At 65.3% G+C, this 8,508-nt stretch carries 5 protein-coding genes; 4 read left to right on the forward strand and 1 reads right to left on the reverse strand.

Going from position 1 to position 8,508, the window contains the following annotated elements; translation table 11 throughout:
- Both GT354_RS31925 and GT354_RS56730 read left to right on the forward strand, forming a co-directional pair.
- On the forward strand, positions 1-853 hold an 853-nt coding region (locus tag GT354_RS31925), incomplete at its 5' end, for a Gfo/Idh/MocA family oxidoreductase (RefSeq protein ID WP_161359862.1).
- Positions 854-1,064: 211 nt separating this feature from the next.
- The gene (locus tag GT354_RS56730) at positions 1,065-6,731 is read left to right on the forward strand and encodes a polymorphic toxin-type HINT domain-containing protein (protein WP_161359863.1); all 5,667 of its coding nucleotides are present in this window, start codon (positions 1,065-1,067) and stop codon (positions 6,729-6,731) included.
- Between the two features lie 85 nt (positions 6,732-6,816).
- Here the strand turns inward: GT354_RS56730 and GT354_RS31935 are convergent, their stop codons facing one another.
- Entirely contained in the window at positions 6,817-7,482 is a 666-nt protein-coding gene (locus GT354_RS31935; protein WP_161359864.1) for a hypothetical protein, read from the reverse strand.
- 203 nt (positions 7,483-7,685) lie between these two features.
- Between GT354_RS31935 and GT354_RS31940 the strand changes: the two genes are divergently transcribed.
- Together GT354_RS31940 and GT354_RS31945 are read left to right on the forward strand one after the other, a co-directional pair.
- Positions 7,686-7,934 (forward strand): hypothetical protein, encoded by a 249-nt coding sequence (locus GT354_RS31940; protein ID WP_161359865.1) that lies wholly within the window; start codon positions 7,686-7,688, stop codon positions 7,932-7,934.
- A 52-nt stretch (positions 7,935-7,986) separates the two neighbouring features.
- On the forward strand, positions 7,987-8,346 hold the full coding sequence (locus GT354_RS31945; RefSeq protein ID WP_161359866.1) for a hypothetical protein: 360 nt from the start codon (positions 7,987-7,989) through the stop codon (positions 8,344-8,346).
- Positions 8,347-8,508 lie beyond the last annotated feature (162 nt).

Here is an 8,508-nt window from a genome sequence, read left to right on the forward strand (position 1 = left end):
GGTGAAGGTGCCGCACCACCGGGAACTGGTGCACACGGCGCTGAGCGCCGGCAAGAGCGTGCTGTGCGAGTGGCCGCTGGGCAACGGGCTCGCGGAGGCCGAGGACATGGCGCACCGAGCGCGCAGCCGCGCTGTGCCCACCGTCGTCGGACTCCAGGCGCGGTCACACCCCGCGCTCGCCTACGCGCGCGATCTCGTGGCCGACGGCTACGTGGGGGAGGTGCTGTCCACGACGGTCGTCGGCTCCGGCGGCGCCTGGGGCGCGACCGTTGGCCCCGCCGATCACTACGTACTCGACGCCGCCAACGGCGCGACCCTGCTGACCATTCCCTTCAGCCACACCCTCGACGCACTCGCGTCCGTCCTGGGAGAGCCCGAGGATCTGCGGATCCGACTGGCGTCGCGGCGTACGTCGGTCGTGGACACCGAGACCGGACAGCCCGTGCCCATGACCGCTGCGGACCAAGTGGTGGCCTCCGGACGGTTGCCGGGCGGCGCGGTAGCCACCTTCCACTACCGCGGAGGCATGTCCCGGGGCACCAACTTCCGCTGGGAGATCAACGGCACCGAGGGCGACCTCGTCCTCACCGCCCCCGTCGGCCATCCCCAGCTCAGCCCGGTCACCCTCGAAGGCGGCCGTGGAACGTCCACCGGACTCGCTCCCCTGACGGTGCCGGAATCGTACGCTCGCGTCCCGCAACTGGACCCCCGAGCCGACGCGCCGGCCTACGCGGTCGCTCATGCCTACCGACAGTTCCTGGACGACCTGCGCGAGGGCACGTCAGAGGTACCCGATCTCGCGCACGGCGCAGCCCGGCACCGCAGCATCGAATCCATCATGAAAACAGCCTGACCGCACGCGCGGGCCCCGGCCCGCCCGCCCCCCCGCGCTGCCACCCGAAACCGAAGTCACCGCGCAGGTGGCGGACTTGATCGAAGCCCACCACCCAAAACCGCGAAACACGATCACGCGGCCGCCACCGCGCCCTCCCGCGCGTCGGCGGCCCAGTGCCTCAAGGCCGCGCCGGAAGGTTGGGGGAGGACGGTCATGTACTTCTTCCCCCGTGTACGGCAACAACGCGGGCGAACCGTGCAACAACTCGTCTGGCTTCGACGCGTCGTGGTGCCAGCAGGCCTGGCGCTGGAACCTGGACTACGTGATCGACCCGCGCGGCGGCATGGTCACCTTCTCCTACAACACCGAGACCAACCGCTACAAGCGCGGCGCGGTCCTCGTCGGCTCCGGCACCCTCACCGAGTACACCCGCGGCGGCACCCTCGCCAAGATCACCTACGGGTCCAAGACCACCGACACCACCGCGCCGACCGCGCAGGTCGTCTTCGACACCGCCGAGCGATGCCTGAAGAAGGACGGCTTCGACTGCGACCCGGCCAAGATGACCAAGGCCAACGCCGCCAAATGGCCCGACGTCCCCGTCGACAAACAGTGCCCCGCGACCGGCACCTGCGAGGAATACGCACCCACCTTCTGGTCGACCCGCCGCCTGACGAAGATCACCACCCAGGTCCTGGTCGGCTCCACCTACCAGAGCGTCGACGAATACGCCCTCGCCCAGGACTACCCCGACCCGCAGGACGGCTCCTCCCCGACGCTGTGGCTGAACTCGATCACCCGCACCGCCCACGACGGCGCGAAGAAGGTCGACCTGCCGTCGGTGGACTTCGAGGGCCAGTTCATGCACAACCGCGTCGACGCCGGCGGCGACCTCGCCCCGCCGATGAACCGCCGCCGCATGACCGTGGTCACCAGCGAGACCGGCGCGCAGACCGTGGTCCGCTACAACACCCCCGAATGCACCCCGACGACGCTGCCCGTCCCCGACGCCAACACCAAGGCGTGCTACCCGATGTGGTGGAACTACAACGAGGACGCCGAACCCGTCCTGCACTGGTTCCACAAATACACCGTCGCCGAAGTCCTCGAACACGACACCACCACCAACGCCTCCCACCACTCCACCCGCTACGAATACGTCGGCGGCGCGGCCTGGCACCGCGACGACTCCGAGCTCACCGAGGACAAGGAAACCGGCAAACCCAAGTCCAAGGACCGCCGCACCTGGAACCAGTTCCGCGGCTACGCGCAGGTGATCACCCGCTCGGGAGTCGCACCCGCCGCGGTCACGCAATCCGCGGCGTTCTACCTGCGGGGCATGGACGGCGACGTCCGAAAAGACGGCACCACCCGCGCCGTCACCGTCGCCGACTCCACCAACACCACCCTCGTCGACGCCGACCGATACGCCGGATTCGCCTACGAGAACCAGACGTTCACCGGCGACGGCGGCACCGTCGCCGCCACCACGCTCAACACCCCGTACTCCTCCGCGGTCACCGCCACCCACCAACGCGCACGAAGCCTGCCCACGCTCACCGCGCGCCGCACCGCGACCGAGAAGACCCGCAACCGGAGCCTGACCGCCGACGGCACCTGGCGCGAGACCTCGACCACCACCACGTTCGACCCCGTCTACGGCCTGCCACTGACCGTGACGAACAAGGCCGACGGACTCACCGAGTACTGCACCCGCACCACCTACGCCCACAACACCACCGCGTGGATCATCGGCAAACCCGTCGAATCCGTATCCCTCCTCAACGGCTGCGCGAGCACACCGTCCAAGGACACCGTCTACGCCTGGTCACGCGTGCTGTACGACAACCAACCCCACGGCGCCGTCGGCGGCGTCGGCGACACGACCTCGACCCAGGCGGTCACCGAGTACAAGACCGACGCAACCCCCAACTGGGCGACGGTTTCGACCAGCGAGTACGACGCCTACGGACGGGTCGTCAAGAGCGTCGACGCCGAGAACAAGACCACCACCACCGGATACGAGCCCGCCACCGGCGCGCTGCCCATCGTCGTACGGGTGACCGGTCCCACCGGCTGGACCACGTCCACCACCTACGCCGGTGTGCGCAACCTCGCGGTGAAGGCGGTCGACGCGAACGACCTGGTCGTCGAGCAGGAATACGACACCCTCGGCCGCCTGATCGCCGTCTGGAAGCCCGGACACCCGAAGGCGACCGCCGACGCGGACCTGCAGTTCGCCTACGCGCTCAACAAGACGGCCCCCTCCGTCGTCACCTCACGCACCCTGATGCTGAACAGGAAATACGCGGTCTCGCACAAGATCCTCAACAGCTTCCTCCAGGAACGCCAAACCCAGTCCACGACCGCCAACGGCCTGTACGGGCGCGTCGTCACCGACACCTTCTACGACAGCCTCGGCCGCCCCTACAAGACGAACCCGTCCTACCTGAACACCACCGCGCTACCCGACACGAGCGTGTTCCTCGCGAACGCCGACGAGGTCCCCGCCCAAAACGCCACTGTTTACGACGGCATGGGCCGCCCCACCGCCGGAGTGTTCTCCTCCAAGGACCAAGAGCAGTGGCGCACCACCACCACCTACACCGGTAGTGACCAGGTCGCGAGCACTCCCGTCCCGGGTGGCACAGCGACGCTGTCGATCTCCGACGCCCGCGGCAAAGCCAGGGAACTGCGCGAGTACGCGGGCGGCACTCCCGCAGGCACCGACTACACGAAGATCACCTACACATACAGCCCCCGCGAGGAACTGCAATCCGTCACCGACGCGGGCGGCAACACCTGGACCTATACCTACGACTTCCTCGGTCGCAAGACCCACACCGAGGACCCCGACAAGGGCCCCTCCGATACCCGCTACGACCTCGTCGGCCGCGTCACCGGCACCACCGACGCCCGCGGCCAAAACCTCGCCTACACCTACGACGCGCTGGGCCGCAAGACCGCCTCCTACAAGGACGCGATCGCCGACGCGAACCTCCTGAGCAGCTGGTCCTACGACCGCTACGCCAGGGGCCTGGCCGACGGCTCCACCCACTACGTCGGCGGCAAGAGCGGCGCGAAGTATACGAGTGAGATCACCGGCTTCGAACCGGGCACCTACCGCCCGACGGGCTCCCGTGTGACGATCCCCGCCGCAGAGGGCAAACTCGCTGGCACATACGAGACGAGCACCACCTATGAACCCGTCCTTGGCCTGCCAAAGACCAACGTCCTACCCTCACACGGAGGACTGACGGCGGAGACGTTGCGCTACAGCTACAACGACGCCGGCGCGGTCACCACCATGGGCGGCAGGATCACCTACCTGGCGTGGGCCGACTACGACGCCTTCGGCCGCAACATCCGCGCGACGGTAGGCGGCACAAACCGCCAAGCCACCTCCACCAACACCTACGACGACGCCACAGGTCGCCTCCTGGGCACCGACTGGGACAAACAGACCGCCACACGCACGAGCGTCGACGCCACCACCTACACCTACAAACCCAGCGGCGACGTCACCTCGATCACCACCAAACGCGACAACAACACCACTGACACCCAGTGCTTCGCCTACGACGGCATGCGCCGCCTCAAGGAAGCCTGGACCGACACCGCCGGCACCACCACCCGACCCGAACCCAGCGTCCCCGGCATCGGCGCCTGCATCACCCAAACCCCCACCCCCTCAACGGTCGGCGGCCCCGACGCGTACTGGCAGTCCTTCGAATACGACGCCGTCGGCAACCGCACCAAACTCGTCGACCACGACCCCACCAACGACCCCACCAAGAACGTCACCACCGACTACGGCTACCGCACCCGCCCCGGCACCGCCCGCACCCACGTCCTCGACACGATCACCACCAGGACCGGCACCCGAGAGGCCATCACCACCGGCCTCACCTACGACCCCGCCGGCAATACCAAGACCCGCCCCGGCGCCGACGCCAACCTCCAGACCCTCACCTGGAACGAGGAGGACAAACTCGCCAAGGTCGCCTCCGCGACCGCGACCAGCGACTACCTCTACGACGCCGACGGCAACCGCATCATCCGCCGCGAGGCCGGCAAGACCACCCTCTACCTCGGCACCGACGAACTCACCACCAACACCGACCAATCCGGCCCGGTCATCGCTACCCGCACCTATCCCACCCCCGGCGGCATCACCACAGTCCGCGTCGCCACCGGAACCCCCGTCTACGTGGCGTCCGACCACCACGGCACCGGCACCACCACCCTCGACGGCACCACCCTGACGGCGACCCGCCGCCAATCGAAACCGTTCGGCGAAGCGCGCGGCCCCCAACCCACCCAGGCCAACGGCCAATGGCCCACCGGCAAAGGCTTCCTCGACAAGCCTATGGATGCCACCGGCCTTACCCACATGGGAGCCCGCGAATACGACCCGAACCTGGGCCGCTTCATCAGCGTCGACCCGATCATGGACCTCACTGACACCCAACAAATGCACGGCTACACGTACAGCAACAACACGCCGGTTACAGCGAGCGACCCCACTGGGCTCTTGTGGGGCATCGACTGGTTCAAGTCGGTAACTACCAAGGTTGGGAACGCGATATCCGCTGCTGTGAGGGCCGCGCCTTCCCCTGCGGAAGCACCCCCGGTGACGACCGGCGGAAATCCGACCGGTGGTGGTGGCGGCGGACAGAAAAGCCCCGGCGGGGGGTGCCGGAACAATTACGTCGAGATATGCAAGGGCCCGAAGACCGTCACCATGATTATCCCGCCCGAAATGAAAAAGGGCACGAAGGTCCCGGAACGTAATGACTACGTGCAGATAGCTGCGGGTTTCGGTGCTGGCGCCTACAGGGCCCTCGACCCCTGCGCCTTGACCGGAGGCTGGTTCACGGGCAAGCGATGCGGGTCGGACATGGTCGACGACTGGGCTGCTCGTGAGGGGCTGAACGAATCTCCATATGGTTGTGACGGCGTCATGGCATGTGAAGACGATTATGGCGACGGTAAGAAATTGTTCGATATCACGAGTATGACGATGGCTATGGGAACGTCCGGCAATAGGGCCGTCACCATCGTTTGTCGGAATAGCTTTTTGCCGACCACCAGCGTCTTGATGGCGGACGGCTCGACCAAAACTCTTCAGGAGATCAAACCCGGGGATGTGGTGTTGGCCACCGATTCGGAGACTGGCGAAAGTCGACCCCGAGTCGTTTTGGCAACGATTACCACCGAGGACGACAAGGAATTCGCTGACCTAACTGTCGCAACTGAGCACGGTGATTTCTCCATCATCGCCACCGCCAATCACCCTTTCTGGCTTCCCGCCCTAAAGCAGTGGGTGAACGCGGGCGACCTTAAACCTAGTCAATGGCTCCAGACCTCAAGTGGGACCTGGGTTCAAGTCCGGGCAGTCCGTCTGTTTGATCAAACAGCTCGTACCTACAACCTGACCGTCGATGCGGACCACACCTACTATGTGCTGGCCGGGCGGACGCCAGTTCTCGTTCATAACAACAATTTTTGTCACCCAGAAGGCCTTGCTGCGGCTGCCGCCGCAAGAGACGATGCCAATTACGCTAACAGTACAACAATGTCCGGGGCACTCTGGATTGATGAGTTTGACGATTCAATCGCCCTGAACTCTGGAAGAAGCAATCTCTCTCCCGACCATGTAAGGCCTCCGGGCGCCCTGAACGGATTCGAAAGTCACTTGGAGGTCCAGGCGGCAGCGGAGATGCGCCGGCTTAACGCGCAGCGAGCGGATCTCTACATCTCGGGAGACTATATTTGCGGTCCATGCTCCCAGACGCTCTCGCAGATGTTGCCACGGGGTTCAGAGTTGAACGTTACACTTAGAACGAAGAGTGGCAGTATCAAGACCGTGACCTTTACGGGAGGTGCCGACTGACGGCAATAAAACGCTTAGATGAAACACCCGTCACGGCGAGCATCTCTCGCCGTGACGGTGAATCTGAGCCCCTCCCGAACCTCCGTCAACCGATATCAGAGTACGGGTGCGTCGACCATCGAATACCCGACACTTTACTCAGATAGATGAGAAGTTCGGGAGCTGTGGCCGCAATGTGAACTTCGGAGTATCCTGGTGCGTTTCCCCAAGGCCAGTGGATCTCCGATGCCGGCCCTATGTTTGCTACGAGCCCTGCGCCTAGAAAAACTCGGTGACCCGGTCGAGGCCATTGCCACTCGCCGAATCCAACCTCGATCATCGGCGCCAGGATCACGGGCAGGTATTCCCCGGCTACCCTATCGCTGGACCGCCAAGCCGGGGCCTTGTAGGCGACCTCATTGAGGGCATTGTGGAGAAGGAACTCGGGCAGTTCTTCCGATGACTTTTCCCATCTGTCATTTAGCTGTCTCTCGTATACGTCCATCTGATTATTGACGTCAATGGCCCAGGAGTGACCTCCGGGTTCTTCGAGGAATATGGCTTTTCCGTCCTCCTCTCTAATTTCGCCGGGTGCACAAAACATTTTTATATCGGTGAGTGAATTGCTCCATTGGGAGGATAGTTCGTACCATTCTCTGAGAGGCTCAGGCAGCCAGAGCTGTTCAGAGGGTAGCGGTTCTCTCGGAGCGATCGGCGGGCCATGCCAGGTATGGAGAAAGCGGACCAGCTCAATTTCCAGGGGATCAATCACGGAAAGATTATTTCACAGGTGTCTTGTGGTTCCGGCGGTGGTGTGAGGTGTTGCTGTGAGTGGTTGTGGGGTTTGCGGGTGTGTGAGTGTGGTGTCGGCGGGGTTGCCGGCAGCGGTTCCGGCCCCCGCAGTTCGGGGGAGAGGGAGTTCTGCCACCTCCTGCGCGCCGCCCGCCGGTTCCGTCGCACCCGGCGACCCGGCTCATGAACGACCACGTCGTCTCGCCGCCGGACCGGAGCAACACGAAACACCCCCACCGGCACGGTGCCGCATTCGCCGCCCTGCGCGACCCCGACCAGGTCACACGCCTGTCCCGCCCGGAACTCGACGCCCTGCAGGCACTCGGCATGGAATGGCAGCCAGGCCTCACCGCCCCCGCGCCCCCGACCGAACTGCACGGCACCCGACCGACGCCAGCGGGGATGCGACCCCGTACGCAGCCGCGCTACTGACGTTTTCGTTGTGATGTTGCTTCGGGGACGACCTCGTACACACTCGGCCAGGATGGTCCCCGCGCTGGATGTGAGCGTGTACGAACTCGTATGGCCCACCCCTCTGTTCACGGCCGAGGCCGAGCGCATCTCGCGTTCCGACCACCGATCGTGGGTCGAATGCGCACGATTGCTGTTGGGCGAGGCGTTCGCCGGTAGCACGGCGGTGAGCGACTTCGACGAGATCGGCGAATCCTCCACGACATGGGCCGGCGACGACCCCTGGTCCCCGAAACCGCCTGCGGGACAGCCCCCTCCCGCGTACACCCAACGCACCTGGCTGCGTGTGAGTGTGTGGTGTGGTGTCGGCGGGGTTGCCGGCAGCGGTTCGGGTTTCGGTTTCCCCTTGTCGAGCCGGGCTTTGTCCCGCTGATCGCGGGATCGTTCGCTGCCACAGGGTGACCGATCTGCTGTCGTGGTCTGCCCAAGGGCGCCGGCACATGTGTGGTCCGGCTGTCGTGGGGATGCGCATGCCTGTGTCGTTCGGCGCGGCCGCGGGGTGTGCTTGCGGGTATGAGCGCGAAGTCGTCTCCGC

This window comes from Streptomyces sp. SID3343, assembly GCF_009865215.1.
In the GTDB taxonomy this organism is placed as follows: Bacteria; Actinomycetota; Actinomycetes; order Streptomycetales; family Streptomycetaceae; genus Embleya.